The organism is Alteromonas infernus, assembly GCF_902705815.1.
The window spans coordinates 33,186-59,728 of the sequence record NZ_CACSIG010000018.1 but is presented as its reverse complement, the minus strand read 5'-3'; the positions used below and the strand labels follow the sequence as shown (position 1 = coordinate 59,728).

Sequence of the window (26,543 nt, the reverse complement as noted above, 5' to 3'; positions counted from 1 at the left end):
TTTGTAGAGGGCGAGCGATATGTTAAATAAAGAATTAGAACAAACGTTGAATGACGCGTTTGTATTTGCCAGAGAGCACCGTCATGAGTTTATGACGGTTGAGCACTTGTTGTTGGCATTGCTTGATAACTCAGCTGCTCGCGATGCGCTCAAGGCATGTGGTGCCGATATAGAGGCAATTAAAAGCGAATTATTGTCTTTCGTGAAAGATACCACACCACTCATTTTAGACGACCAGTTGAACGAGCGGGAAACCCAGCCTACGTTAGGTTTTCAACGTGTGTTACAACGGGCGGTCTTCCACGTACAGTCGTCGGGTAAAGACGAAGTAACGGGCGCAAATGTGTTGGTTGCAATCTTCAGTGAGCAAGAGTCTCAGGCGGTATATATCCTCAAAAAAGCGGATGTTACCCGGTTAGACGTAGTGAACTTTATTAGTCATGGCGTGAGTAAAGCCGATGACGATGATCCAGTTAACCCGGAAACTGCAGAAGAGAGCGAGTCGGGAGAAGAGGGCGGTTCGGCGTTAAGTAAGTACGCGACTGACCTGAACAAACATGCCAAAGATGGAAAAATTGACCCACTCATTGGCCGCGATTCTGAAGTAGAGCGAACTATTCAAATCCTATGCCGTCGTCGTAAGAACAACCCGTTACTTGTGGGTGAGGCCGGCGTGGGTAAAACCGCTATTGCCGAAGGGTTAGCTTATCGCATCGTGAACGAAGACGTGCCTGATGTTATTGCGGAAAGTACGGTGTATTCACTGGACTTAGGTGGGCTGCTGGCGGGGACTAAGTACCGCGGTGACTTCGAAAAGCGTTTAAAAGCGATTTTAAAAGAATTAGGCAAAGACAAGCACGCGATTTTATTTATTGATGAAATCCACACTATTATTGGCGCAGGTGCTGCATCTGGCGGTGTAATGGACGCGTCTAACTTGCTTAAGCCTAAGCTTTCTAGCGGTGAACTTCGCTGTATAGGGTCTACCACATATCAAGAATACCAAGGTATTTTCGAAAAAGACCGTGCGCTGGCCCGTCGCTTCCAAAAAGTTGATATCACAGAACCGAGTGTAAGCGATACGACCAAGATATTGCTTGGGCTCAAGAGTCGCTATGAAGAGCACCACAACGTGCGCTTTACGCAAAAAGCGATTCAGGCGGCAGCTGAACTGTCGGCCAAATACATTAATGAGCGTCACCTTCCAGATAAGGCCATTGACGTGATGGACGAAGCCGGTGCAAGTCAACGCTTGCTACCGCCTTCAAAACGCAAAAAGACTATCAATGTAGGAGACATAGAGCAAATCATTGCAAAAATGGCGCGTATTCCTGAGAAGTCTGTGTCAGCCTCTGACAAAGAAGTGCTTAAGAACCTAGGTCGCAACCTTAAAATGGTTGTTTTTGGCCAAGACAAAGCGATAGAGACGCTTAACGACGCTATTTTGCTGTCGCGTTCAGGCCTAGGCGCCGAAGCCAAACCAATTGGTAGTTTCTTGTTTGCTGGCCCTACGGGTGTCGGTAAAACTGAAGTAACTCAGCAACTGGCGAAGATCATGGGCGTTGAATTAGTGCGCTTCGATATGTCTGAATACATGGAGCGTCATGCGGTAAGCCGCTTAATTGGTGCTCCTCCTGGTTATGTGGGCTTCGACCAAGGCGGTCTATTAACAGACGCGGTGATTAAAAACCCATACTCTGTGGTGCTTCTAGATGAAATTGAGAAGGCGCATAGCGACATCTACAATATTCTTCTTCAAGTGATGGATCATGGTACGTTAACTGATAACAACGGCCGCAAAGTGGACTTTAGAAATGTTGTACTTGTAATGACCACCAACGCTGGTGTGCAGGAAACGGTGCGCAAGTCTATTGGCTTTAAGCAGCAAGACCACAGCCATGATGCATTGTCGGAAATTAATAAGGTATTTACCCCTGAATTCAGAAACCGTTTAGATGGCATTATTTGGTTTAATCATCTGGACCCTGAAATCATCTTGCAAGTGGTCGATAAGTTTATCATTGAGCTTCAAGCGCAGCTTGACGTGAAAGGTGTTTCACTTGAGGTAACCAGTGATGCTCGTGCTTACATGGCCGACAAGGGTTATGACAAAGCGATGGGTGCACGACCAATGGCACGTGTCATCAAAGACGATCTGAAGAAAGAGTTGGCTAATGAGCTGTTATTTGGTGAGTTGTCTAAAGGCGGCAATGTGAAAGTAGACTGTGTAGAAGATAAATTAACCTTCGAATACACAGGTGTAGGCGCCACGTCTGAAGAAGCTGAGCCTAGTTAGCGATAGCTTTAGAAAAGTACCCGAAGGATGGCGGTAGGTCGTCTTCGGAGTGCTTTGGCGTTTATCTACAATAGCGAAGCATTGTAAGTAAATGCGAAACAGCATTAATGAGTCAGCAACAGATATGAAAAAGCCCGATTATATCGGGCTTTTTTATGCGTTACCGCTTAAATGGCTCATTATCTTGCGCGATAAATGATTCGACCTTTAGTCAAATCGTATGGAGTCATCTCAACGGTGACCTTATCGCCAGTAAGAATACGGATATAGTTCTTGCGCATTTTACCAGAGATGTGTGCAGTCACTACGTGACCGTTTTCTAGTTCAACACGGAACATAGTGTTAGGTAGCGTGTCCAACACAGTACCTTCCATTTCAATACAATCTTCTTTTGCCATGTAAAGCAGTTACCTCAGTAATTCAAAATTTTTGCCGCGCAGACCTTACCCAATCTTGGGTACGGTGTAAAGCAATTAAGTGTGTATTTTACTACTTTTACTAAATAGATGCCATTCATTGTCACTAAACTGCTCAAACGGCAAGAATTTATGCTTGTAAGACATTTTTTGACAACCATCAACGTAATAGCCCAAATACACGTAGCGGTGACCTAAACGCTTAGCCTGTTCAATCTGCATCAAAATCATCCATGTGCCTAAAGACGCTGGACTATAGTCAGGGTCAAAAAATGTATACAGCGCCGAAAGCGCGCTCATGTTTTTATTGGCATCAATAATATCAGTGACAGCCACAGCAATAAGTTTTTCGCCGTGGTAGGCCTCAAGATAATGGGTAGTCATCCATTCGCTTTGTACGAAGTTATCGAACTGGGTTTTCGACGGGGGGTACATGCTGCCATCAGCATGACGCTCAGTAATATAGCGCTCGTACAGCGGATAGTAATCGTCACGGGTTTTATCGACTAGCCTGACGCTAAAGTTCTGATTACTTTTTAGCAGACGCTTTTGACTGCGAGAGGGGGTAAACTCGTAAACGGGGATCCTTACCGATTTGCACGCTTTACAGGCAGGGCAGTGAGGGCGATATATTTGTTCACCACTGCGTCTGAACCCTACTTGAATAAGCTGCGAATAATGCCACTGCTGAGAATTGTTATTTTCAGCATAAACTAACAGTTGCTCCTGCTGTTCAGGCAAATAGCTACATGAAAACGATTGGGTTATACCAAACTTCACGGTGTAATCACTCTTGGCTTCCAACGGGCTAGGTAGTCTTCGTGAAGCCTACCGTCATCTGTTAAAGTGTGGTTGTTGTTTTCCAATTTTTCAATAAAGTCTTCCCTTGAGAGGGTTTTAGCACCTAATGAAGAAAGGTGGTCAGTGGGCAATTGGCAATCGATAAACGCCATATCGTAAGCTTTCATATGCTCAACTAGCGCCAGCATAGCTAGCTTTGACGTGTTACTTTCACGGTGAAACATAGACTCACCGCAATAGACTTTACCAATACCAACGCCGTATAGGCCACCTACTAACTCGTCGTCATGCCATACCTCAACAGAATGGGCAAGACCTAAACCATTAAGCTGCTTGTATGCGGCTATCATATCTTCAGTTATCCAAGTCTCATCTGAAAAATCACCCGTGTTCGGGTTCTTGCGAGGTATTGTGGAGCAGGCGTTTATAACGCGGTCAAATGCGTGATTTATCGTTACCGTGTATTTCTGTTTGCGAGCCAATTTTTTAAGGCTTTTTGACGGAACAAACTCGTTAAGCTCGATGATTGCCCGAGGGTTCGGTGACCACCAAAGTAGCGGTTCATCATCACTAAACCACGGAAATATGCCTTGGGAGTATGCGGAAAATAAGCGAGCAGGACTTAAATCGCCGCCGAAGGCAAGTAAACCGTTTGGGTCTTCTAACGCGGTATCAACAGGCGGGAAGGGCGCGCCTTCTTCAATATAATGTAACGCTATCATAAGTAAAAAAGCCCCACAGTAACGTAGGGCTTTCAAATAAGGTACTTAACCTTGTTCTGGCATAATACCGTCAAGGTATTTTTCAGCATCAAGGGCGGCCATGCAGCCTGTGCCCGCTGAAGTGATTGCCTGACGGTAGATGTGATCGCTTACGTCACCCGCTGCGAATACACCTTCAACGCTGGTTTGTGTCGCGTTACCATTCGTACCGCTGTTCACTGTAATGTAGCCATCTTTCATTTCAAGCTGACCATCAAAAATATCGGTATTTGGTTTGTGACCGATAGCAATGAACAGACCCATTACGTCTAGCTCTTCGGTTGCATCACCTTCGGTTTCCTTGATACGTATCTTGGTAACGCCCATTTCGTCGCCTAGCACTTCATCAAGGGTACGATTTAGGTGTAACACAACATTACCGTTCTCTGCTTTCTCACGAAGACGTTGCTCAAGTATTTTTTCACTTCTGAAGCTGTCTCTTCTATGAATAACGTGAACTTCAGAGGCAATATTAGAAAGGTAAAGCGCTTCTTCAACGGCCGTGTTACCGCCACCAACAACCGCTACTTTTTGATTGCGGTAGAAGAACCCATCACATGTTGCACACGCTGATACGCCTTTACCCATAAACGCTTGCTCTGACTCTAAGCCCAGGTATTTCGCAGAGGCACCTGTTGCAATAATTAGTGCATCACAAGTGTAGGTGCCGCTATCGCCGTAAAGGGTATAAGGGCGCTTAGTCAGATCTGTTTTGTTGATATGATCAAAAATAATCTCGGTATCAAACTTTTCCGCGTGCTTTTGCATACGAACCATGAGATCTGGGCCAGTAAGACCTTCAGGGTCGCCAGGCCAGTTTTCTACTTCTGTTGTGGTAGTAAGCTGTCCGCCTTGTTGAATACCAGTTAAAAGTACAGGTTCAAGGTTAGCGCGTGCAGCATAAACCGCCGCTGAGTAACCTGCTGGGCCAGAACCCAAGATAAGTAGACGGACGTGTCTGCTTTCTGCCATTTTCCTCTCCAAATATTTCGCCCGAATCGGGCTACTTATACAAATTCTCTTAGAAAGCTAGGTAGGGGCGAAAATTATTAAATCAAGCACAACACCTAGTTACTTTTTATTATGGTTGTTAGCCAGCGGGAAATTGCAGTGAACTATCACATCAAAAGTTTAAAGGCCGTGATAAGAACGTAGTACTGCACATCGCTAGGACTCTAATGCGTATGATGCCCGTAAGCTGAGAAAATGTCACTTAAAGATAGCCAATGCTTATACCATTTAATTATTAAATGAATGAGATAAAGCTTGAATCCAAGGCGTTAGCGCCCATATATATTGGGAAATAAGCCACTCAAAAAGGGGTAAACCTTGGTTATTTTTTCTCAGACTTTGCTATCTTCCATTACGTTAAATTGAGGCAACTAAACTAAAGATGCGACCAAATTTGCTGCTACATCGTATATACTTGACGTAGTGTGAAGGCTTAGCGTAACCAAATGCCAATGTATATGAGCAATCAGCTATACGGTGCAGCAAGTTAATATGAAAACGCTAGAGTTGGTCAAATAGTTAGATGAAAGAGGTGGGCCATGTCTCAATCAGTAGTGACAATGTTGAAAAACGGTCAGCAGTACATGAAGACGTGGCCTGTTAGAAAAGAGCTTTACGCTTTTTTCCCAGAGTGCCGTGTGGTTGCTGCAACCAAATTTGCGATTAAGACCATGCCTCCGGTTGCTATGGTTTCCTGTGCGCTTTTATTTCAGAATTTAGGCGCTGACTATTTACCCCAGACCATCGCTATAGGTGCATTTTTTCTAAGTTTACCCATGCAAGGGTTACTTTGGCTTGGTCATCGTTCAGATCAATACCTTCCGCCGCAGCTAAAAAGTTGGTATCAAGAGATTCACGCTAAAATGCGCGCCCAAGGGGTGAATATTGCTAGTGCTAAGGCTAAACCAAAATACAAAGAGCTAGCGCAACTTCTCAAGACAGCGTTTGACGATTTAGACAGCGTATTTACTAAACACTGGTTTAATTAGTCGAAAGCACGTAATGGCAAAGCAATATTAATAGCCTTGTGTTTCCAAATTTACCCCAATTAGGCTGCTCTAAGCAAGGCGCTGCATTTCTTACACTTATACTGGGCACCTTTTAAAATATTATTATGCCTGCGCGTACTTAACGCATAAGTGTCACAATCACATTTATAGCTAAAAGAGCGGCTTACGCGCTTTACATCAAACTGATGCGTTGCACTTGGGGAGCAGTCAAACACCCCCCGCATCACCGATTGCCATTCTTTCCCGTGGGGTTGAACCCTTGCGAACAATATCCATACTAGCAGGTGACTCACTTCGTGTGGCACCACCTCCCGTATAAATACCTCGCTATTTTCTTTGTATAAAATAGGGTGGAAGTTAAGGCGGTTTTGTTGCAAAAATGCGGTACCCGCGTTTTTACCGGAACGTCTGAATGTAATGGCGGGGCGTTCGAAAGAACGAGAAAAATAGTGCTCCGCTTTATCATAGCAACGAAAAACAGCGTCGGTAATCACACGACGCTGTTCTTGGGTTAAGTCATTTGAAGCGATCTTACTGCCTCTTTGTTAAGAAAGTTTTTCTTGCTTGCCCGTTATTCAACGTCGCAGGGTAAGCAAAGAACATAAGTGCCTTTCGGATCGTTAAGTTGGTTTACCAAGTTAAACTCTTTCAGTACACGCTTAAACTCGTTAACCAGTGCAGTATCTGCATTCGCAAACTGCCATTTGCCGACAAATGTCATTGCTTGTCCAAAAAATTCTTTCCAGAATATTTCCTGAGCGGTTAATGTACGCTTTACGTAAAACGTATCGTAATTTTCTAGTTCAGCCATTTCGGCTGCAGCAACAACCGCATCGTCAAGGGTACCTAATTCATCAACTAGCCCCAAGTTAATCGCATCGTCACCAATCCACACGCGACCTTGCGCTACACTGTCTACTTGATCAATTGGCATATCACGTGCGTTAGAGACAAGCGACAGAAAGTTACCATAGGTGTTTTCCACATTGCGCTGAAGAATCTGACCAAACTCTGGTGCTAACGGGCGAACCGTTGAAAAACCAGCAAGCTCAGTGGATGCGACGCCATCGCTATGAATGCCTAAATAATCCAGTGAATTTTCGTAGGTCATAAACATACCAAATACACCGATAGAGCCCGTTATTGTGCTCGGGCTTGCGATAATTTTATCTGCGCTTGCCGCAATCCAATAACCACCAGACGCCGCGTAAGTGCTCATTGATGCAATAACCGGCTTGCCCGCCTGTTGAAGCTGAAGTACTTCTTGACGGATAACCTCAGATGCAAATGCACTACCGCCAGGAGAGTCTATCTGTAGTACCACTGCTTTTACGTTGTCATTTAATCGCGCTTTTCTTAACAGACGTGCTGTGCTGTCGCCGCCTATAGTGCCAGCTTTTTGATCGCCGTCTAAAATCGTTCCTTTGGCAACAACAATAGCGACTTTATCCATATCAGATTCAATGGCCGGCATGGTCGGATTAATCACCTTAAGGTAGGTATTAAATGACGTTAAATTCACGCCGAGTTTATTGTCGTCTTCGCCCACTATGTCGATAAGTTCAAGCCTGACTTCTTCTCGTGTTTTTAACGCATCTACCCAATTGTTTTGCAGGGCATATTGAGCAAAGTCGCCGCCGGCGGCTTCAAACTTAGCCAAAAGCCCTTCAAGGGTTTCATCAAAATTAGCTTCATCAATGCCGCGGGCTGCTGAAACGTCAGCCTTGTATTGAGCCCAATAGCCATCTAACCACTGCTTTTCTGCTTCTTTGGCTTCCTGTGACATGTCGTTGCGCATGAGTGGCTCAACCGCTGATTTATAGGTGCCCACACGGAAAATATGTGTGGTAACCTTCAGCTTTTCCAGCATGTCTTTAAAGTACATACCGAAGCGACCATACCCTTCAAACATCAACCCTCCCATTGGGTTTAGATAAATGTTGTCAGCATGGGCTGCTAAGTAATACTGGTCCTGTGAGAAGTAATCGCCAATAGCGTATACCGGCTTTTCCGATTCTTTAAACCCGTCAATAGCTTTCGCTACGGCGCGAAGTTTATCTAAACCACCGCCTGTAAAGCCTTGCAAATCTAACACCAGAGCTTTAATACGGCGGTCTTTTTGGGCGTTCTCTAGCACTTTTACCACGTCGCGAACAAGCACTTCTGGGTTTTCAGGTTCACTGCCTAGCGATTCCTGTAAAAACTGCTCGAAGGGATCAACGCTTTCTTTTTCAATGACCAACTTGCCGTTAAGCGTTAGAAAAAGTGCACTGCCTTTATTTACCGTTAGTTGCTCGTTGTCCTGACCAGCTATAGCAACAATCAATCCAACAAAAATAACAATGAAAATAAGATTAAAGAAAAGTTTGCGGGTGAAGTTAAGCACCGTCCACAAGCCAATAAACAAGGATTTGGTCCAATTTCCTTTGGCTGCCATTTGATCACTACCTTTTTTGAATTAACTAATCAGAGCAAGACCAGTCAGGGGTATCTTGCTCAATATACTGCATTACATTATGTTACCTAAAACGTATAAGATCGCGAACTTAATTGTAATTTTTTGTGTGCAGCCATTCGATTTACCTTAATCAATAGGGACAATTAGCCACGAGAACAATAATTTCGCTATTAAACTGCCGTTAACGCGTTTTAGTGTCTTCCTCTAGCCACCTTTTAATAAGATGCGCTATACGCGTGTGATCGTCTTCACTCATACTCATTAAAAACTTGCCGTTGCGCTCCTTGTACCGGGCTTTTTGCTGGCCTTTTTGCATTATTCGTGAGAACGGTGAAGGCGCATTCTTGTGCGATGAAATTTTTTTCATACTGCTCCGTTCTTATTCTGAAATATTGAAAAAGGCAAAACGATGATAAAAATTTACCAACAGTTTGTAGCACGACTACAGTTAGCCAACGGCATTCCGCTATTTTTGTTACGCTTATATTTAGCACCGGTAATGATACAAGCTGGTTGGAATAAAGCATCTAGTTTTGACAGCATTGTAGACTGGTTTGGAAATGAGGATTACGGTTTAGGCTTGCCTATACCATTTGTAATGGCATTTTTGGCCACCGCCGCTGAACTGGTTGGGGGTGTACTGTTATTATTTGGGGCATTAACTCGCCTAGTCAGTATCCCGTTAATAATCACTATGGTCGTTGCTATGGTTAGTGTACATGCTGATAATGGCTGGTTGGCTATTGCTGACGCGTCGTCTTGGCTTGCTGACGGTACTATCGTGCTTAATGAAAGTGTTATGGCTGCGCCCGAAAAACTATCGGCTGCGAAATCACTATTACAAAACCATGGCCATTACGAATGGTTAACGTCAAGCGGCAACTTTGTGGTGCTGAATAACGGTATTGAATTTGCTGCGACGTATTTCGTTATGCTATTGGTTCTGTTTGTATATGGCGGAGGACGGTTTTTAAGCGTCGATTATTACTTTAAACAATTTTTTGCGCCTAAAATGCCTTTATAGTACAAGCAATACAGCGCTGGATTAACGCGCTAAAAGACCGGATATTTCTGGTCTTTTTTGTTTATGGACCGTAGGATCTAGCATACAACCAACCATACCGCTTTTACGGGTATGCTTTTAGGTAACTAGAGACTTTTAACGCTCTAGATTACGCACGAATTTGATATGTAGGGACGTAGATGGACGCTTTAACATTGTTACTTAACAGAAGTTCTCAGCCGCGTTTAGAAGCGCCAGCACCAAGTGGTGATGCACTTGAAAATATTATGCAGGCTGCTCTGCGCGCACCTGATCATGCGTGTCTAACACCATGGCGTTTTATTGTATGTACGGGAAAGGGGTTAGATAAGCTAGGTGCATTGTATGAAAAGTCGGCTATCGAAAACGGTAAGCCACAAAAAGACATAGAAAGGGCAGTGCATCTTCCGCATCGCGCGCCCATGGTCGTTGTTGCAATTGCAAAGCATATTGAACATGAAAAAGTGCCAAGAGTTGAGCAAATCGCTTCGGCCAGCTGTGGCGTTATGGCCATGCAAATGGCGGCAGTTGCGCAGGGCTTTAACGGTATGTGGCGCACAGGCAATTATGCGCAATGCGAAACGGTAAGGAATGGTTTAGGTCTTAGCGAAGACGATGAGCTGGTTGGATTCTTGTATCTTGGCACGCCGGCCTTCGAACCTGCGCCTAAGCCGCAGAGAAATAGTGGCGACTATTTCGAATTTTGGCAGTAAATTGGCGCGTTCGTGGGTTGCTAAACGCTAAAAGGTCTACAAGCGTTTACGCAAAAGCAAATGCGAGTAGACCTTTAGACGTCACATAATTCTAATATGTGACGTCTACGTTATAGCCTGCGAACTTTCTGATATTGATAACGCGGTCGCCATCTAACATCCAATATTGGCCTTTAATACCTGTTAGTACGCCAGAAAACGACGGTGTCTTATCTAAGTTTAACGACTTAATTTTCACCGGGTAGTCTTCTACAGGGTAATGAATATCGTGAATAGGCGTACTCACTTCCGACACCGCTTGCAGTCCTTTTTCTTGTTTCAACGCCGCTAAGTCGTTTTCAATCTTTTCCATTAGCTCCGTTTTGACTTGCTCAAGGTCCACCTCTTCTGGTTTCCCCTTTAGCATAGTGCGCCAGTTTGTTTTATCGGCAATGTGGTCTTTACACAAGGTTTCAACTTGCCCACTTGTTAGTCTATCTGGCACGCGTAACATAACGGTTGCCTGGGTAGCGCCTTGATCCATCCATCGCGTCGACACGCCATCAGTTACCATTCGGGTAATTCCAACTTTCACCGTACCGGTATTAGCAAGATAAACAAAATGGTCGCTGAAGCAGTGTTCTTCTCCCCATTCGGGTTCTCTACATGTACCTTCGTGATAGTGGCATTTCTCAGGCTTGATAATACAACTGTCGCACTGCGCCAAGGAAATTAAGCAAGGGTAGCAATAACCTTGGTTAAAACTTTTCTTGGTTTTACGATTACAGTGCACACAGTTAATGTCACCCGAGAAGGTTACTGTTACTTCTTTACCTATTAGGCTGTTAATATCTAAAAACTCGTCACCGATAGGGAGTGTATAGCGTACTGTATTGTCTTCATCGGCAGCGGTGCGCATTTTTCGCAGCATACCTGAATATGTTGTTGTCACTTTTAAAACCTTATTTTTTAAAACGTTGTCGTTTTAGTGCCTGCCAACGCAAACGTTGCGGGTATTGTATGTTAATCGCTTAACTCGCCGCGCAAGTTTTGTGTAAGCAGTTGACTGATTTTTTCAAACGCAAGCCCTTTGCTTAACAAGTAATGTAATTTAGCGAGGGCGGCCTCTGGCGTCATATCACTACCCGATAATACGCCAACTTCTTGTAGGCCGTGCCCGGTCGCATAGCCGCCCATGTTTACGCGCCCGCGCATGCATTGCGTACAGTTTAAAACAGGGATTTCACGGGCTTTCGCGTATTTAAGTTGCGCGATAAGTTCAGGGTTTTGCGGCGCATTGCCTACACCATAACTTAGCAATATAAGCGCGTTTACGGGTTGCTGAAGCGTGTTTTTAATTACCTCAGGGGCAATACCTGGGTATAAGCTTACCATGCCAATAGGCTGGGCCTTTACGCTAGATACCGTTAAGGTATTGTTAGGTGTTTCTGCCAAGGTACCTGCTTTAATGCGAATATTGATCCCCGCTTCAAGTAACGGAGGGAAGTTAGGGGAATCAAAAGCACTAAATCCGTCGGCATCAACTTTTCGGCTGCGATTACCTCGAAGCAAACGGTTATTAAAAAACAGTCCTACTTCTGCAATCGGGTAGTTTGCCGCCACAAATAAGGCATTTAACAGGTTTACCTGACCATCTGAACGCAGTTCTGCTAACGGAATTTGTGAACCGGTAACAATCACAGGCTTCGTTAAGTCTTCTAACATAAAACTTAGCGCTGAAGCCGTGTATGCCATGGTATCTGTACCGTGCAAAATAATGAAGCCATCATACTTGTCGTAGTTATCGGCAATGTCATCGGCGATACGCTGCCAATCTGACGGATCCATATCTGATGAATCGATTAAATTATCATATTCATGCAAGGTAAAAAGGGGCATTTCAGAGCGGTGAAACTCAGGCATCTTTTTTAGTGTTTCAGTTAAGAAGCCAGCAGCGGGTACGTAACCTTGTTTAGAGGGTTTCATACCAATGGTGCCGCCTGTATAGGCAATGTAAATATGTTTGCGCATGAAATGACCTCACCCCTGTTTTTTGGGGGGTGTTTAAGGAGTTAAGCTACAATTCGCGCATTCTAACAATACCTACGGGTTTGTCACCCGTAATTATTTAGCAAGCAAAGGGCATAGCAAGAATTGCTGCTTATAAATATAACGGCTAGCGAATTCTACTGCCGATGTCGTTTTATAAGTGCACGATAAAACGTTAAAAGGCGGAAAATGAGCACAAAAAAAAGCGATGAAATCATCGCTTTTTAAAATCTGCAGTGCGTATTGGTAACGTATTTCAATTAATGAAATGGCGTTGACATTATTTAACTTCTTTACCCGCCGCCTGTTGGTCAGCATGGTAACTTGAACGAACCATGGGGCCGCACGCTGCATGAGTAAAGCCGATCTCTTTGGCGTAATCGCCTAGCGCATCAAACTCTTTAGGGTGCACATAGCGTTTTACTGGGTAGTGGTGGCGGCTAGGCTGAAGGTACTGACCGAGTGTCAGCATATCAACATCATGAGCGCGCAGATCATCAAGTACCCCTTGAATCTCTTCGTTCTCTTCACCCATGCCCATCATTAAGCCCGACTTTGTCATTACGTCAGGATGTTGCGCTTTAAACTTCTTAAGCAAGTCTAATGACCACTGGTAATTTGCACCTGGACGACATTCTCGGTATAGGCGAGGAATGGTCTCAAGGTTGTGGTTAAACACATCAGGTACGCCGTTTTTGAAAATCTCCAACGCTCGGTCCATACGGCCACGGAAGTCTGGCACTAATACTTCAATGGTTGTCGTTGGGCTGTGTTCGCGAATAGCATTAATGCAATCTACGAAGTGCTGGGCTCCACCGTCGCGAAGATCATCGCGGTCAACAGACGTAATAACCACGTAGCGCAAGTTCATTTCTGCAATCGTTTTAGCGAGCTTCTCTGGCTCCTCTGCACTTGGAGGCAAAGGCTTACCGTGAGCTACGTCACAGAAAGGACAACGGCGGGTACAAATATCACCTAATATCATAAAGGTGGCCGTACCGTGGTTGAAACACTCGGCTAGGTTAGGGCAGCTTGCTTCTTCACATACCGAGTGAAGATTATTTTTGCGAAGTGTTTTCTTGATGTGATCAATTTTCTCGGTAGTACGAGGCAATTTGATTTTTATCCACTCCGGCTTGCGCAGCATTTCTTCCTTTTCTGTAGGAATAATGGTGACGGGAATATGTTTTACTTTTTCATCATCACGGAGTTTTACCCCCGCTTGAGGTCGTGCGTTACTCATCAAAACCTTCTTTATATATTGGCTGTGCAATGGAAAGCGCTTCTAGCAACAAATGCGTTAATTCATTACCAGCGGTTTCAAGCGTATTTGGGCCGTTAAGGCGCGCGGTATCTATCATTTCCATACCGGCATAACCACATGGGTTAATACGCTGAAACGGTGATAGGTCCATAATAACATTTAAAGCCAATCCGTGAAACGAGCAGCCATTACGTATTCTTAAACCAAGAGAGCACACTTTCTTTTCGTCCACGTACACGCCAGGCGCATCGGGCTTTGGATAGGCTTTTACACCGTACTTTGCGAGAAGTCCGACCACAGATTCTTCCATCGCTGTAACGAGGTGACGAACGCCAAGTTTTCTTCGCTTGATATTAAGCAATAAATAAATGACCTGTTGGCCCGGGCCGTGATAGGTGACTTGGCCGCCACGGTCTACTTGCACAACGGGAATATCGCCGGGCATAAGGATATGCTCAGCTTTCCCCGCTTGTCCTTGAGTAAAAACAGCGTCATGCTCGACTAGCCAAATCTCGTCTTGGGTGTGCTGGTCACGCTCATCGGTAAAGCGTTTCATTGCCTCGAAAACAGGCTCATATGGCTGACGGCCTAGTTGGCGTACTACAACACCATTCGCTTCAGGCTGAATCGGCTGGTCACTCACTTATAGTACAACCCTAACAAGCTCAAGTTTGGCTAATTCTGTGTAGATGGTTTCCATATGCTCTTTACTGGTTACACGTACACTTATTGAAACCGAGTGGTAAGTACCTTTACTACTTGGTTTAACTGCCGGGGAATAATCGCCAGGCGCGTGCTGTTGAAGACAGCTTACTACCTGTTCTGGTAGGTCTTCGTGTGCTACGCCCATTACTTTAAATGTTTGGTTTGTTGGAAAATCTAGTAGTTCGTCGAAACGGGTATCCATGCGATATCCTTGGTACTTAAAATATCATATAAAAAAACGGCCAGATTGTAACAAATCTGGCCGCTTCACAACTAGCTTTTTAATCACTCGCTTTTTAAAGCGTAGTCATCTATTTGCTTTTACTCGTCGTCAAAGCCTAGCTGAAGCATAATGTAGTCTTTGGCGCGGTTGAAGAAGCTACCTTCTTTTACTTCTTGAAGGGTTACCAGTGGGTAACTTGCCACGTCTTCACCTTCTAGCTGTAGGTATAGCTTACCGACTACTTGACCTTTAGCTAGCGGGGCTTCCAGTTTGTCGTCTAACTCAAAGTTAGCTTCCAAATTCGCCGCTTGACCGCGAGGAATAGTAATGGGGGTAGATTGATTAATTCCAAGGTCTACCGTTTCTCTATCACCCATGTAAATGCGGTGGGCGACAAAACTGTGTCCCGCTTGATAAGGGGTAAGCGTTTCGTAAAAGCGGAAGCCGTATTTAAGTAGTTTTTTGTTTTCTACTTTACGTGCACGTTCGCTATCAGTACCCATTACCACAGAAATTAGGCGCATGCCGCCTTGCTCAGCAGATGTAATTAGGCTGTAGCCTGCATCTGAGGTGTGGCCCGTCTTGATACCGTCAACATTTAAGCTTTTATCCCACAGTAAGCTATTGCGGTTGTACTGTTTAATACCGTTGTAGGTAAATTCTTTTTCACTGTAAATTTTATACATTTCAGGTGTCTCGGCAATAAGTGCACGAGAAAGAATAGCCATGTCACGAGGGGTGGTGTAGTGGTCAGGATCATGTAATCCGTGAGCATTTACCCAATGAGAGGCTGTCATACCCAACGAGGCGCTGTGAGCGTTCATCATGCTTGCAAATGCAGATTCCGAACCTGCAACATGTTCAGCCATAGCAACGCAGGCATCGTTACCTGATTGCACTACAATGCCGCGCAGTAGGTCGCTAACGGAAACTTGCGTGCCCACTTCAATAAACATTTTTGAAGAATCTGGGAATTTCTTAGCCCATGCATTTTCAGAAATGGTAACTTCATCATCTAGGCTAATATTGCCCGCTTGAAGTTCTTTACCAATCACATAAATGGTCATGATCTTTGTTAAACTTGCTGGTGCAAGCTGCATATCTGCGTTTTTCGACGCGATGACGTGACCTGTTTCATAGTCGGTAAGTAAGAAACCTTCTGCAGCGACTGATGGAGCAGGTGGAGTGACTACAGCAGCACTGGCTGTATGTAACAATGTCCCTAACACCAAAAAGGCAAATAAAAGTAAATGACGGTTTAGCGCGTTGAATTATTCTGAGCATGGTTCTAATTTCTTTGACCGTTATATCCGTGTGAGTTAAAGCTTACCTTATTAACGCGAAGACCGCGAAACAAGACTACCCATTTTTAGCTTTAGTTCAGTTCGAAACTGAATCCTGTCTTTGCAGCCTCATTGTATCGCAGAGGCAACGTGAGATCTTAACGAAAGGCTGCTTATAAGACTAGGTTTTATCAAAAAAGTTTACGTCTTAGTAGGTCTAAGGCGAAGAAACCGTGATATTGCCTGTTGAATGACACAATGCTGACACATTCTCGATGGATTTATGGGCGATGGGGCGTTACGGGTTATGCATCAGTAAAGTAGAAAAGCCCATCTTTGCTCTTTTTTTTACGATAGGCATAGACAGTAAAAGTAGGGTAAATAAAAAGGGCGCTAACACAACAGGTGGATATAAAAGCGGGTCCATATTGCGGTATAGGGTTTGCGTTTTAGAGCCTAGGTTATAAAGTCTGTGTTATAGCATACGCGTTAGGGTAGCCATTTTGTTTTAATTGCTGAAGTACTTCGGCCACAACCGCTTCATCGTGAATCGGGCCAAGTTGAAGTTTATAGATGTTATTATCAACGGGTAGGTGGGCAGGTATTTGGTATAGCGCTGATAGTACGTTAGATATAGATTTTGCCTTCGCTGCGTTAGACAATGCGGCAACTTGAATGTAAATAGCGTCTTTTAATAAGCCATCGCCTTTCTCTGGCGCCGCTTCTTCCTGTGCATTATTTGACGGGGATGCACTGGCTACCTGCGTTGAAGGTTCAACAGCAATACCGAGGTATTCGTCATAAGATACCGTGGGGCCATTACCTACAGTGACATTATTTTGTTCGTCGAAATGGATAACTTCGAGTTTAACTTTCGCTGTGCCTTTACTGTGATAACCTAGTTTAACTGCCGCAGCATAAGATAAGTCTATAATTCGGTTTTCGTGAAATGGCCCTCGGTCATTCACGCGAACAATGGCTTGTTTATTATTCTCTAAATTGGTTACGCGAACGTAAGACGGCAGGGGCAGGGTTTTGTGCGCCGCGCTCATAGCGAACATATTATAGGTTTCACCATTTGACGTTAGATGGCCATGGAATTTTTGCCCATACCAACTTGCAAAACCGACTTCTTCGTAGCCCTTGCCATTTTGCATTGGCGTATAATGTTTTCCGAGCACCTTGTAGGGCCGACTGTTAAACATTCTATAAGCTTCGTACTTAGGAACAGCGTCTAGCGTTTCCGGCGTTTTTGCAACGTACTTTGGCGCAGAGTCTTGGTGCTGGGTGTAGCGTCCAGATTGTTTTGGTGCACTTTGGCAGCCTACCAAAAACGCACCGACAACAAATATAGCCAAATAACGATAGCATCGCTTGTTTACGCGATTTACATTGTGTATCTCAAGTACCGAAATAAGATGTCGCAACATACGGGTTATCTAGACATTAAACGTTTTTGAGTGGCGATTGCCATAAGAATGCCAAATCCCGCCATCAAAGTCACCATGGATGTGCCGCCAAAGCTGACTAAAGGCAAGGGGACGCCAACAACGGGAAGTAACCCCGATACCATGCCCATGTTTACAAACACATAGACAAAAAAGGTGAGGGTGATACTGCCACCAAGCAGCTTAGCGTATGCGTCTTGCGCGCGGCTAGAAATAATAAGGCCCCTTAATATAATAAATATATAAATCGCCATTAAACACATCACCCCAGTGAGGCCAAATTCTTCACTGAACACAGAGAAGATAAAGTCGGTATGGCGCTCGGGCAAGAATTCTAACTGAGACTGAGTACCTTGCAGCCAACCTTTGCCATCTACCCCGCCTGAACCAATGGCAATCTTCGATTGAATGATGTGATAGCCTGACCCTAAGGGATCGCTCTCTGGGTTGAGGAACGTAAGTACGCGTTGCTTTTGATAATCTTTCATAAGAAAGAACCACATGACAGGTGCAAAAGCGCCGATTAACGCGCCCACTACAGAGATTAAACGCCAGCTCATTCCCGCCAGAAATATGGCAAAGATGCCCGAGCTTGCAATGAGAAGTGACGTGCCTAAGTCAGGCTGTTTTGCTATAAGAATGGTTGGCACCACCACTAAAGCAAACCCAACAACGATATGTGTGGTACGGGGGGGCAGCGTAAACTTACTGATATACCAAGCCACCATCATAGGTACTGCAAGCTTCATTAACTCGGAGGGCTGAAAGCGAATAAAGCCTAGATCTAGCCAGCGCTGAGCACCTTTCCCCATATCGCCGAAAAGCAACACGGCGATAAGCATGAGGAGCCCACCGACAAAAGCGTAAGGCGATAGAAACCGGTAGAACCCAAGAGGCAGTTGCGCTAAGCCGAACATAACAATGAAACTAAATCCAAGTCGAATGAACTGACGCTCCATTTGCCCCATATCTTGACCAGAAGCCGAAAACAACGTGACCAGTCCCACTGCGCTTAGTACGAGTAGGCCAATTAACAACCAGCCGTCGATATGAATTCGCTGCAATAAACTAATTTTGTTAGGGTTTATGGTGGTTCGTTTCACTAATTCGCCCCTAACTTATTGGTATTGTTTGATTGTGCTGTATTGACGGTGTCGAACACCCGATCTTTGAAGTAAAAGTCCATAATTTGACGGGCTACGGGCGCAGCATTTTTACTTCCGCCTCCCACGTTCTCTAGCACTACTGTTACCGAAATTTCCGGGTCATCGAAAGGTGCAAAGCCAACATACATGGCGTTATCGCGAAGGCGCTCATCTATTTTGCTGGCATCATACTTTTCATTTTGTCCTACAGTAAACAGCTGAGCCGTTCCTGTTTTACCCGCTGAATCGTAAGGAGTATCGGCAAAGGCATGCCTAGCGCCGCCTTCTTCACCGCTAACAACATCGCGCATCGCGTTCAATACAACATCTAAGTTGTCGCGATTTTTAATTTCGATAGGACGTAACGATTTAAGGGGAATGAGGTCTACCGAGCTATCCGTTTTCATATAGCCGCGAATAATTTGCGGAATGTAGCGTTCCCCCGCGTTTATCAGCGTATTCACTGAGGTATTGAGCTGCACAGGAGTGGTGGTCCAATAGCTTTGACCAATGCCTACCGGAATGGTATCGCCTATATACCAAGGCTGATTAAATCGAGCGCGCTTCCAGCCACGGCTAGGCATATTGGCATCAGATTCTTCATATAAGTCGATGCCGGTAAAATCACCGAACCCAAATTTATACATGGCGTCGCTTATTTTATCGATACCCAGTTTATAGGCTAACTCGTAATAATAGGTATCGCAGGACACCTCTATCGCTTTAGAAACATCAACTTTGCCATGACCCCAGCGACGCCAATCACGCCACACGTGTGATACGTTTGGCAGTTTATAACGGCCCGTATCAGTAATGGTGTAGTCTTTCGTGATCACACCTTCTTCTAAGCCTACTAAGCCTAGGTGGGGCTTAATCGTCGACGCTGGCGGGTATTGCCCCTGGGTCGCTCGATTAATAAGCGGGCGGTCGGGAGAATTTAACAGTGCTGAATAGTTCTTACTGCTAATGCCGTGAACAAACAAGTTGGGGTCGTAACTGGGGTTTGAATAAAGTGCCAGCACTCCACCGGTTTTCACGTCGGTAACAACAATTGCTCCACGCATGCCATCGATAATGCGCTGGGCTTCTAGCTGAAGTTTTAGATCTAAATTAAGTACGATGTCTTTGCCTGGGGTTGGCGGTTCAACACTAAGAACGCGAATAATTCGGCCTTGATTATTGACTTCCACCTGTTGGTAACCAACCTTTCCGTGCAGGAGTTCTTCATGATATTTTTCAATACCCAACTTACCAATGTCATGCGTAGCCGCATAGTTATCTTCTTGGCCCGCCTCAACAAGCTTTTGTAAGTCTCGTTTATTAATTCGGGCAACGTAACCAAGGGCATGCGTAAGGGTTTCTTTGTAGGGATAATGACGGGCCAAACGAGCCTCAATTTGTACGCCGGGAAACTTATGTTTGCTGGCGGAAAATAGGGCAACTTCCTCTTCGCTAAGCTGTGTACGAAGTGCTACCGGTTTAAATCGGCGGGTACCTTTAAGCGTTGACTGAAAGCGTTCAAGTTCATCATTAGTAATACCCATCAGTTCAGTCAGTTCGAGAAGGGTTGCATCAATATCATCGACCTGTTCAGGAATGACTTCCAAACTAAAGACAGGGCGATTTTCTGCTAAAAGCACACCATTACGATCGTAGATAAGCCCGCGGTTGGGCGCTATCGGCAGCACTTTAATTCGGTTACCGTTAGAACGGGTCTGATAATCTTCAAACTGTGTAACCTGCAAAGAATAAAGGTTGTTTAGCACAATGCCCAACATGGCTATAACAATGATAAAAGCAATCGTCGCCCGACGAGCGAACAAGTTCGCTTCGGCTGAATGGTCGCGTATCGCTTGACGTTTTCGGTGCATTGACTTCCTTTGCATTAGCGTAAAGCCGCCTTACTCACGATGATAAGGGTGATTCTGCGTTACCGACCACGCGCGGTAGAGGCTTTCGGTAAGAATAATTCTCACCAGAGGGTGGGGTAACGTAAGCGCTGACAATGACCATTTTTGTTCGGAGGCGGCAATACAGTCTGGGGCTAATCCTTCAGGGCCGCCGATAAGTAAGCTCACGTCGCGCCCATCCATTTTCCAGTTATCCAACTGCTTGGCTAGGGTTGGCGTGTCCCAAGGTTTGCCCGTTACTTCTAAAGTAACAATGCGGTTTCCTTTAGGAATAGCAGCAAGCATCTGCTCGCCTTCTTTTTCTAAAATACGTTTTATATCGGCGTTTTTTCCGCGCTTTCCGGCAGCAATCTCGGTAAATGAAACGGGCATGTCGCTGGGGAAGCGGCGAATGAATTCGTCAACGCCTGTATTCACCCAGTTTGGCATTTTCGTACCAACCGCAACAATTTGTATACGCACTTTCGACCCTTACCGCAGGTTGTAATAGTTATAGTGGCTATGAAGACCGTACTTTAGCCAGCACGGCCATCCATAAGGCAAGATTGCTTTAAGTTTTAATCGCGTTGTGTAGTGATTACGACCAAAGCTTTTCTAGCTGATAGAAATCACGGGTTTCGTCTTGCATAACATGCAAAATAACATCGCCAAAGTCTACCAGCACCCATTCACCAGATTCTTTGCCTTCAACGCTTCCAGGCGCATGGCCCGCGTTTTTCGCTTCTACCATTACGTTTTCAGCAATAGAAGATACATGACGCTTAGAGTTACCCGAGCAAATGATCATGGTATCTGTAATACTTGATTTGCCGCGAACGTCTAGTTCAATGACATCACGGGCTTTCATATCGTCGATTTTGTCTTTAACAAACTGTTTGAGCTGTTGACTCTCCAAGAGTTTTCCTCACTTACTTAACTTTTATATAACTGATGTTCGTTTATGTACTCAAGTACCGCATTTTCCAACCACAATTCAGCGGGCGAACCCTCTAGTACGTGACCTTTATCAGCTGAAGTAGTACTAGCGAGTACTTCACGAATCTCAGTAGATGAAACATTATAAAGCGGTGTGTTGGTTAACACTACTCTACCTGCAGGTTCTGTGTGAATCACGTTTTTGTCGTCGCTCACATGAGTATCTAACCAGGCTTGTATTGCGCAAGGAGGCGAGAATTCTTCATCGTCTCTACGCATAACCACTAAGTGACAATAATCGAGTAGGTGCTCCCACTCGTACCATTTATCCAGATTATACAGCGAATCTGCACCAATGAAAAAACAGATTGTGTCATCACTGTTTTCTTTTAATGCGCGCAGTGTTTTTACTGTATAAGACGGCGACGGCAACGTAAGTTCAATTAGCTCTGGAATAAGTCTGTCATTGGTTTGTGCGCAAAGCTCAATCATTCTCACGCGATGGGTTTCTGACACGCCGACTGCCTTATGTGGAGCTAATTTGCAGGGCATAAGGTGAACTTCGTGTACGCCTAATTCATCAGCAGCGCTAAGCGCCGCTTCAATATGCCCCTTATGTGGAGGGTTAAAGGTTCCCCCTAAAATGGCTTTAACTGTTGGGCGTGTTGTAAACGTGGGAGGTAAACTCACTACGTGACGTCCTTTATGCTTGTAATAGCGGTGTTTCGCGTAAATCGAACCCCATGAACATCATACAAAGGTGACACATTTCAACATAAGGGCGAGCGATTACGTTTTGCTTAAAGGCATGATCTGATTGGGTAAGGGCGTGTTGAATATCTTCTAATTGAGCGAAGCTAAGGCGACTTAACGCACTCTGGTAGTAACCCTGACGGTTACGCCAAATTCCAAACTTTTGCCACTGAATGGGACCGCTTTGCTCAGCAAGCTTTAACTTCCAAAGTTGCTCCCATTCTCGAATTAATGCCCAAATAATAATATTCGGCTCTAAGCCTTCACTTTCCAGCCGGTAAAGCATCTTAATACAGCGGATGCTATCCCCGCTTAGCATGACATCGACCAGCTGAAACACGTTAAAACGTGACTGGTCTACCATAGCCTGCTCTATTTGCGCTTCTGAAATAGATTGCTGGGGGTAGAGTAGGGCTAGTTTATCAATTTCCTGTTTAGCGGCCAGCATGTTGCCTTCACAAAAATCGGCAATCATTTTAACCCCAGCAGCGGACACAGATAATTGGTGGGCTTTGAGTTGTTGATTTAACCAAGCGCTAAGCTGTTTCCCTTCTAATGGATAGCAAAGCACAGAGGCGCCAATGTCATCTAAAACTTTAAACCACTTTCCGCGCTGTACATCTTTGCCGATTTTGGGGCCGTGAACCAATAACAAGATATCGGGGCTTAGCGACGCTGCGACTTCTTGCAGCATTTTACTGCCCTCAGTACCCGGCTTACCGGTAGGTAACTCAAGTTCAATAAACTGCTGGCTAGAAAACAGCGACATGCTTTGCGTGGCTTCAATCAACTGGTTCCAATTAAAACCTGTTTCAGCCACCAAGACCGTGCGTTCTTCAAAACCATTGGCCTTTGCTTTAGCACGTATTTGCTCAATGACATCAAACTTTTGTTGAGGTTCGTCACCAAACACAAGATAGCATGGGCGCAATGCCTTCGTGATATCTTGACTAAATTGGTTTGGGTATATTTGCATGGACGAAGCGCTATTTATCGGCGCTGACAGGCGCAGCGACAGCTTGACTAGAAAGGCGTCTAATCATGATGTCGGCGGCTTCATCGCGCATTTCGCTTAACATTAATTCGAGTTCACGAGATTTGGCCAACACTTGGTCTGGATCATCTTGATAGTCGCGGACCACTTCAAACTGCGCCATTACCGCTTCTTTGTCGGGAAACTGCACGCGATAGCGAACAACGTAAATAAGCTCGTATTCTGCGACTTGACCTGAAGGATAAACAGATAACAGTTGACGTTCTAGCTTTTCAGGGAGTAAATAAATGCTCACGCTTTGTGCAGAAACCGTGTCTATACTGCTTAAGCCGTAAACATTTAAGCGTTTATCGAGCGCACGCGCAAGGGGCGCGTGTGCTCGAGCACTTTCAATGGCAACTGTATTAATGTTGTCCGGTAGACTAGGGCTACTTCGTAAATGGAAACCACAGCCTGTTACCAGAACCGTAACCAATACAGCGACTGCGAATTGTAAGTGCTTTTTCATAGTATAAGCAGACCTAGTTAGCTACGATATTTACAAGCTTACCAGGTACAACAATTACCTTACGAATGGTTTTACCTTCGATAAATTGCTGTACGTTTGGCTGCTCTTTTGCTGACGCTTCAATTGCCTCTTTGCTCGCGTCTGCGGCAATGGTCATCTTAGCGCGAACCTTACCGTTAACCTGAACAATGATAAGCTTTTCGTCTTCAACCAATGCCGCTTTATCTGCCTGTGGCCATGGCGCTGAATCGATATCTTCACTGTGACCTAGTACTTTCCAAAGCTCGTGAGCGATGTGCGGGGTAATAGGGTTAAGTAGCAACAAGATTGACTCACAGGCTTCGCGCATAATAGCGATGTCCTGGGCGCTTTCTTGCGGCGCCTTTTGAAGGTGATTTAGTAGTTCCATTACCGCAGCAACGGCCGTGTTGAAGGTTTGACGACGGCCTAAGTCATCAGACACTTTTTCAATTGTCTTGTGTACTTCACGGCGAAGTGCCTGTTGGTCTTTCGAAAGTGACTTAACGTCGATGGCTTCTGGCGTACCTTTTTCCACATGCTCAGTAACAAGCTTCCAGATACGACGTAAGAAACGGTTTGCACCTTCAACGCCAGAATCAACCCATTCAAGAGTTTGCTCTGGTGGCGCTGCGAACATAGTAAATAGACGTACTGTATCGGCACCGTACAGGTCGATAACTTCCTGCGGGTCGATACCGTTATTCTTAGACTTAGACATTTTGGTCATGCCGCCATGAATAACTTCTTCGCCATCGGCGGTAAGCCACGCTTTAACAATACGGCCTTTGTCGTCTTTCTCTGTGCTTACTTCAGTAGGCGAGAACCAAGTTTTCTTACCAGCTTTGTCTTCACGGTAGTAAGAATCAGCCAAAACCATACCCTGACACAACAGGCGCTTAAACGGCTCATCAGAGTTTACTAGGCCTTCATCACGAAGCAGCTTGTGGAAGAAACGTGAGTAAAGCAGGTGCAAGATAGCATGCTCAATACCACCAATATATTGATCTACCGGTAGCCAATAGTTGGCAGACGTTGGGTCAAGCATAGCATCGTTGTTTGTGGCACTTGCGTAGCGCGCGTAGTACCACGACGACTCCATAAAGGTATCGAAGGTATCAGTTTCACGCAGCGCAGCTTCGCCGTTATATGTGGTCTTTGCCCACTCAGGGTCAGCTTTAATTGGCGACGTTACACCATTCATTTCTACGTCTTCTGGTAGCACAACAGGTAGCTGGTCTGCCGGAACAGGTACCGACTCGCCATTTTCCAAATTTAGCATTGGAATAGGCGCGCCCCAGTAACGTTGACGGCTTACACCCCAGTCGCGTAAGCGATAGTTAACCTTACGCTTACCGCAGCCTTTGCCCTCAAGTTCATCGGCAATACCGTTAAATGCAGCATCAAACTCAAGACCATTGAATTTATCCGAATTGATCAAGCTGCCTTTCTCGGTATACGCAGAGGCAGAAAGGTCGCACTTATCTTCATCACCGGCATTTGGTGCAATAACTTGCGTAATTGGCAGGTCGTACTTTGTTGCAAACTCCCAGTCGCGCTGGTCGTGACCCGGTACGGCCATAACTGCGCCTGAACCGTAATCCATCAATACGAAGTTAGCCACCCAGATTGGAAGCTTTTCACCCGTTAGTGGGTGGATAACCTCAAAACCTGTGGCAAAGCCTTTCTTCTCCATCGTAGCTAATTCAGCTTCAGCAACTTTGGTGTTTTTGCATTCCTCGATAAATGCCGCTAAATCTGGATTAGACTGTGCTGCAAATTCCGCTAATGGGTGCTGCGCTGCCACTGCAACGTAGGTAACCCCGTAGAAAGTATCCGGACGGGTGGTATATACCGTTAAATCGGCAATGTCGTTAACCGCTGACGCTAGGTCAAACGTAATTTCCACGCCTTCAGAGCGGCCTATCCAGTTTGCCTGCATAGCGCGTACTTGGTCTGGCCACTCTTCAAGCTGTTCTAAATCTTGTAAAAGCTCTTCGGCGTAGTCAGTAATTTTAATAAACCACTGTGGAATTTCTTTTTGTTCAACAAGGGCACCTGAACGCCATCCGCGACCGTCAATTACCTGTTCGTTAGCCAGAACGGTTTGATCTACAGGGTCCCAGTTCACAGTAGAGTTTTTCTTGTACACTAGGCCTTTTTCATAAAGGCGAGTGAAGAACCATTGTTCCCAGCGGTAGTAATCAGATTTACATGTTGTTACTTCGCGATCCCAGTCGTAACCAAAACCCAACGAGCGAAGCTGGTTTTTCATGTAATCGATGTTGGAGTATGTCCATTTCGCCGGTGCGGTATTGTTGTTAATTGCTGCATTTTCCGCCGGTAGACCAAAAGCATCCCAACCCATAGGCTGCAATACATTTTTACCCTGCATGCGCTGGAAACGGCTGATCACGTCACCAATGGTGTAGTTGCGCACGTGACCCATGTGAAGTCGGCCACTAGGGTAGGGGAACATAGACAGGCAGTAGAATTTTTCTTTTTCTACGTCGTCGTTTGCTTTAAAAGATTGGTTCTCTTCCCAGTATTGCTGAACGCGTTGTTCAATGTCTTTCGGATTGTACTGATTATCGGCCATGAAACTTAGGCTTCCGCATTAAAAGTTAAAACGTTTATGGGGCGGCATAAGGCGAACGATTTACAAGAGAATTTGTAACCTCTCCTGCATTATTGCCATTTAACCGCACGTGGGATATTCCCACTTTACATACATATAGCCCAATAGAATAACCCAGCGCTAAGCCATGCCTCAATAGCTTAACACTGAACTAGGCAATATTTATTTCTGCTTGCATGAAAAGTGAGCATTAATGCAGCAGT

The 26,543-nt window shown here is 45.1% G+C and carries 26 protein-coding genes; 4 read left to right on the top strand and 22 right to left on the bottom strand.

The window, feature by feature from the left end:
- Positions 1-19: 19 nt before the first annotated feature.
- Positions 20-2,296, top strand: a complete 2,277-nt coding sequence (clpA, locus tag ACX5J7_RS05385) for an ATP-dependent Clp protease ATP-binding subunit ClpA (RefSeq protein ID WP_250245372.1) — start codon at positions 20-22, stop codon at positions 2,294-2,296.
- A 179-nt stretch (positions 2,297-2,475) separates the two neighbouring features.
- Here the strand turns inward: clpA and infA are convergent, their stop codons facing one another.
- The 4 genes from infA to trxB form a co-directional block, all read right to left on the bottom strand.
- The gene (infA, locus tag ACX5J7_RS05380; RefSeq protein WP_008844395.1) at positions 2,476-2,694 is read right to left on the bottom strand and encodes a translation initiation factor IF-1; all 219 of its coding nucleotides are present in this window, start codon (positions 2,692-2,694) and stop codon (positions 2,476-2,478) included.
- 75 nt (positions 2,695-2,769) lie between these two features.
- Complete coding sequence (locus tag ACX5J7_RS05375; protein WP_020743479.1) at positions 2,770-3,492, bottom strand: arginyltransferase; 723 nt, start codon at positions 3,490-3,492, stop codon at positions 2,770-2,772.
- Positions 3,489-4,235 (bottom strand): leucyl/phenylalanyl-tRNA--protein transferase, encoded by a 747-nt coding sequence (gene aat, locus ACX5J7_RS05370; protein ID WP_015067104.1) that lies wholly within the window; start codon positions 4,233-4,235, stop codon positions 3,489-3,491. The genes ACX5J7_RS05375 and aat overlap by 4 nt, the downstream gene beginning before the upstream one ends.
- A gap of 45 nt (positions 4,236-4,280) precedes the next feature.
- A complete protein-coding gene (trxB, locus tag ACX5J7_RS05365; protein ID WP_020743481.1) occupies positions 4,281-5,246 on the bottom strand; it encodes a thioredoxin-disulfide reductase in 966 nt (321 codons plus the stop codon).
- A 578-nt stretch (positions 5,247-5,824) separates the two neighbouring features.
- Here trxB and yfbV point away from each other — a divergent pair.
- The gene (yfbV, locus tag ACX5J7_RS05360; RefSeq protein WP_020743482.1) at positions 5,825-6,274 is read left to right on the top strand and encodes a terminus macrodomain insulation protein YfbV; all 450 of its coding nucleotides are present in this window, start codon (positions 5,825-5,827) and stop codon (positions 6,272-6,274) included.
- A 59-nt stretch (positions 6,275-6,333) separates the two neighbouring features.
- Here yfbV and ACX5J7_RS05355 read toward each other — a convergent pair whose 3' ends face one another.
- The 3 genes from ACX5J7_RS05355 to ACX5J7_RS05345 all read right to left on the bottom strand — a co-directional run bounded on the left by ACX5J7_RS05355 (position 6,334) and on the right by ACX5J7_RS05345 (position 9,120).
- The gene (locus ACX5J7_RS05355; protein ID WP_071959157.1) at positions 6,334-6,789 is read right to left on the bottom strand and encodes a SprT family zinc-dependent metalloprotease; all 456 of its coding nucleotides are present in this window, start codon (positions 6,787-6,789) and stop codon (positions 6,334-6,336) included.
- Between the two features lie 77 nt (positions 6,790-6,866).
- On the bottom strand, positions 6,867-8,732 hold the full coding sequence (gene sppA, locus ACX5J7_RS05350) for a signal peptide peptidase SppA (RefSeq protein WP_498706347.1): 1,866 nt from the start codon (positions 8,730-8,732) through the stop codon (positions 6,867-6,869).
- Between the two features lie 202 nt (positions 8,733-8,934).
- Positions 8,935-9,120: a hypothetical protein gene (locus ACX5J7_RS05345; RefSeq protein ID WP_015067109.1), complete on the bottom strand. Its 186-nt coding sequence runs from the start codon at positions 9,118-9,120 to the stop codon at positions 8,935-8,937.
- 42 nt (positions 9,121-9,162) lie between these two features.
- On the opposite strand from ACX5J7_RS05345, the gene ACX5J7_RS05340 reads away from it, so the two are divergent.
- Positions 9,163-9,777 carry an HvfX family Cu-binding RiPP maturation protein gene (locus ACX5J7_RS05340; RefSeq protein WP_498706345.1) on the top strand — a complete coding sequence of 205 codons (615 nt, stop codon included), beginning with the start codon at positions 9,163-9,165 and terminating at the stop codon, positions 9,775-9,777.
- Positions 9,778-9,956: 179 nt separating this feature from the next.
- Complete coding sequence (locus ACX5J7_RS05335) at positions 9,957-10,508, top strand: NAD(P)H nitroreductase (RefSeq protein WP_498706343.1); 552 nt, start codon at positions 9,957-9,959, stop codon at positions 10,506-10,508.
- A 91-nt stretch (positions 10,509-10,599) separates the two neighbouring features.
- On the opposite strand, the gene ACX5J7_RS05330 is transcribed toward ACX5J7_RS05335, so the two are convergent.
- From ACX5J7_RS05330 to leuS, 15 genes are all read right to left on the bottom strand, one after another.
- Positions 10,600-11,439 carry a DUF2797 domain-containing protein gene (locus ACX5J7_RS05330; RefSeq protein ID WP_020744731.1) on the bottom strand — a complete coding sequence of 280 codons (840 nt, stop codon included), beginning with the start codon at positions 11,437-11,439 and terminating at the stop codon, positions 10,600-10,602.
- Positions 11,440-11,510: 71 nt separating this feature from the next.
- On the bottom strand, positions 11,511-12,518 hold the full coding sequence (ansA, locus tag ACX5J7_RS05325) for an asparaginase (protein ID WP_015067113.1): 1,008 nt from the start codon (positions 12,516-12,518) through the stop codon (positions 11,511-11,513).
- Positions 12,519-12,816: 298 nt separating this feature from the next.
- Complete coding sequence (gene lipA / locus ACX5J7_RS05320) at positions 12,817-13,779, bottom strand: lipoyl synthase (RefSeq protein WP_015067114.1); 963 nt, start codon at positions 13,777-13,779, stop codon at positions 12,817-12,819.
- Entirely contained in the window at positions 13,772-14,356 is a 585-nt protein-coding gene (gene lipB, locus ACX5J7_RS05315) for a lipoyl(octanoyl) transferase LipB (RefSeq protein WP_474376201.1), read from the bottom strand. The genes lipA and lipB overlap by 8 nt, the downstream gene beginning before the upstream one ends.
- An 87-nt stretch (positions 14,357-14,443) precedes the next feature.
- The gene (gene ybeD / locus ACX5J7_RS05310; protein WP_015067116.1) at positions 14,444-14,707 is read right to left on the bottom strand and encodes a DUF493 family protein YbeD; all 264 of its coding nucleotides are present in this window, start codon (positions 14,705-14,707) and stop codon (positions 14,444-14,446) included.
- Positions 14,708-14,826: 119 nt separating this feature from the next.
- The gene (locus tag ACX5J7_RS05305) at positions 14,827-15,945 is read right to left on the bottom strand and encodes a serine hydrolase (RefSeq protein ID WP_498706340.1); all 1,119 of its coding nucleotides are present in this window, start codon (positions 15,943-15,945) and stop codon (positions 14,827-14,829) included.
- A 527-nt stretch (positions 15,946-16,472) separates the two neighbouring features.
- On the bottom strand, positions 16,473-17,441 hold the full coding sequence (locus ACX5J7_RS05300; protein WP_023559674.1) for a septal ring lytic transglycosylase RlpA family protein: 969 nt from the start codon (positions 17,439-17,441) through the stop codon (positions 16,473-16,475).
- Between the two features lie 5 nt (positions 17,442-17,446).
- A complete protein-coding gene (rodA, locus tag ACX5J7_RS05295) occupies positions 17,447-18,562 on the bottom strand; it encodes a rod shape-determining protein RodA (protein WP_015067119.1) in 1,116 nt (371 codons plus the stop codon).
- A complete protein-coding gene (gene mrdA / locus ACX5J7_RS05290) occupies positions 18,562-20,475 on the bottom strand; it encodes a penicillin-binding protein 2 (protein ID WP_023559676.1) in 1,914 nt (637 codons plus the stop codon). The genes rodA and mrdA overlap by 1 nt, the downstream gene beginning before the upstream one ends.
- A 30-nt stretch (positions 20,476-20,505) precedes the next feature.
- The gene (gene rlmH, locus ACX5J7_RS05285) at positions 20,506-20,976 is read right to left on the bottom strand and encodes a 23S rRNA (pseudouridine(1915)-N(3))-methyltransferase RlmH (RefSeq protein ID WP_015067121.1); all 471 of its coding nucleotides are present in this window, start codon (positions 20,974-20,976) and stop codon (positions 20,506-20,508) included.
- 115 nt (positions 20,977-21,091) lie between these two features.
- Positions 21,092-21,409 (bottom strand): ribosome silencing factor, encoded by a 318-nt coding sequence (gene rsfS / locus ACX5J7_RS05280; RefSeq protein WP_015067122.1) that lies wholly within the window; start codon positions 21,407-21,409, stop codon positions 21,092-21,094.
- A gap of 17 nt (positions 21,410-21,426) precedes the next feature.
- The gene (nadD, locus tag ACX5J7_RS05275; RefSeq protein WP_023559677.1) at positions 21,427-22,119 is read right to left on the bottom strand and encodes a nicotinate (nicotinamide) nucleotide adenylyltransferase; all 693 of its coding nucleotides are present in this window, start codon (positions 22,117-22,119) and stop codon (positions 21,427-21,429) included.
- A gap of 13 nt (positions 22,120-22,132) precedes the next feature.
- A complete protein-coding gene (gene holA, locus ACX5J7_RS05270) occupies positions 22,133-23,158 on the bottom strand; it encodes a DNA polymerase III subunit delta (RefSeq protein ID WP_023559678.1) in 1,026 nt (341 codons plus the stop codon).
- Positions 23,159-23,168: 10 nt separating this feature from the next.
- On the bottom strand, positions 23,169-23,684 hold the full coding sequence (locus ACX5J7_RS05265) for an LPS-assembly lipoprotein LptE (protein WP_015067125.1): 516 nt from the start codon (positions 23,682-23,684) through the stop codon (positions 23,169-23,171).
- A 13-nt stretch (positions 23,685-23,697) separates the two neighbouring features.
- The gene (gene leuS / locus ACX5J7_RS05260; protein WP_278385505.1) at positions 23,698-26,301 is read right to left on the bottom strand and encodes a leucine--tRNA ligase; all 2,604 of its coding nucleotides are present in this window, start codon (positions 26,299-26,301) and stop codon (positions 23,698-23,700) included.
- Between the last annotated feature and the right edge of the window lie 242 nt (positions 26,302-26,543).

Excerpts from the sequence above, each read along its gene's own strand:
- ACX5J7_RS05265 (WP_015067125.1), bottom strand. The coding sequence starts at position 23,684 with ATGAAAAAGCACTTACAATTCGCAGTCGCTGTATTGGTTACGGTTCTG.
- yfbV (WP_020743482.1), top strand. The coding sequence starts at position 5,825 with ATGTCTCAATCAGTAGTGACAATGTTGAAAAACGGTCAGCAGTACATG.
- aat (WP_015067104.1), bottom strand. The coding sequence starts at position 4,235 with ATGATAGCGTTACATTATATTGAAGAAGGCGCGCCCTTCCCGCCTGTT.
- infA (WP_008844395.1), bottom strand. The coding sequence starts at position 2,694 with ATGGCAAAAGAAGATTGTATTGAAATGGAAGGTACTGTGTTGGACACG.
- ACX5J7_RS05335 (WP_498706343.1), top strand. The coding sequence starts at position 9,957 with ATGGACGCTTTAACATTGTTACTTAACAGAAGTTCTCAGCCGCGTTTA.
- holA (WP_023559678.1), bottom strand. The coding sequence starts at position 23,158 with ATGCAAATATACCCAAACCAATTTAGTCAAGATATCACGAAGGCATTG.
- lipA (WP_015067114.1), bottom strand. The coding sequence starts at position 13,779 with ATGAGTAACGCACGACCTCAAGCGGGGGTAAAACTCCGTGATGATGAA.
- leuS (WP_278385505.1), bottom strand. The coding sequence starts at position 26,301 with ATGGCCGATAATCAGTACAATCCGAAAGACATTGAACAACGCGTTCAG.
- clpA (WP_250245372.1), top strand. The coding sequence starts at position 20 with ATGTTAAATAAAGAATTAGAACAAACGTTGAATGACGCGTTTGTATTT.
- lipB (WP_474376201.1), bottom strand. The coding sequence starts at position 14,356 with ATGAAACGCTTTACCGATGAGCGTGACCAGCACACCCAAGACGAGATT.
- ACX5J7_RS05345 (WP_015067109.1), bottom strand. The coding sequence starts at position 9,120 with ATGAAAAAAATTTCATCGCACAAGAATGCGCCTTCACCGTTCTCACGA.
- ACX5J7_RS05340 (WP_498706345.1), top strand. The coding sequence starts at position 9,163 with ATGATAAAAATTTACCAACAGTTTGTAGCACGACTACAGTTAGCCAAC.
- trxB (WP_020743481.1), bottom strand. The coding sequence starts at position 5,246 with ATGGCAGAAAGCAGACACGTCCGTCTACTTATCTTGGGTTCTGGCCCA.
- sppA (WP_498706347.1), bottom strand. The coding sequence starts at position 8,732 with ATGGCAGCCAAAGGAAATTGGACCAAATCCTTGTTTATTGGCTTGTGG.
- ybeD (WP_015067116.1), bottom strand. The coding sequence starts at position 14,707 with ATGGATACCCGTTTCGACGAACTACTAGATTTTCCAACAAACCAAACA.
- ansA (WP_015067113.1), bottom strand. The coding sequence starts at position 12,518 with ATGCGCAAACATATTTACATTGCCTATACAGGCGGCACCATTGGTATG.
- ACX5J7_RS05300 (WP_023559674.1), bottom strand. The coding sequence starts at position 17,441 with ATGTTGCGACATCTTATTTCGGTACTTGAGATACACAATGTAAATCGC.
- mrdA (WP_023559676.1), bottom strand. The coding sequence starts at position 20,475 with ATGCACCGAAAACGTCAAGCGATACGCGACCATTCAGCCGAAGCGAAC.